The organism is Pseudomonas sp. SIMBA_068 (genome assembly GCF_046534705.1).
Classification (GTDB): domain Bacteria; phylum Pseudomonadota; class Gammaproteobacteria; order Pseudomonadales; family Pseudomonadaceae; genus Aquipseudomonas; species Aquipseudomonas putida.
Map to the genome: position 1 here is coordinate 1 of NZ_JAWRYI010000490.1, position 273 is coordinate 273.

General features: G+C 43.6%; 1 pseudogene. It reads left to right on the forward strand.

The window, feature by feature from the left end:
- Positions 1-273 (forward strand): annotated as a pseudogene (locus SB756_RS30085) (hydrolase); the annotation flags it as partial.

Genomic DNA, 273 nt, shown 5'->3' on the forward strand with positions numbered 1-273 from the left:
GGGCTTGATATACTGTTTGTGCCGTTTTGGACCGATACTAAAAATAGTTATTTACGGGTTCGCCATTGTGCACAAGCGCGGGCAATCGAAAACGAATGTTATGTGGTTATTGCAGGTTCAGTGGGTAACTTACCGCAAGTAGAAAGCCTAGACGTACAGTACTCGCAATCGGCAGTACTAACGCCATCTGACTTTTCGTTCCCGCACGATGCAACATTAAATGAAGCCACACCTAATACCGAAATGTTATTATTTAGCGACCTTGATATGGAT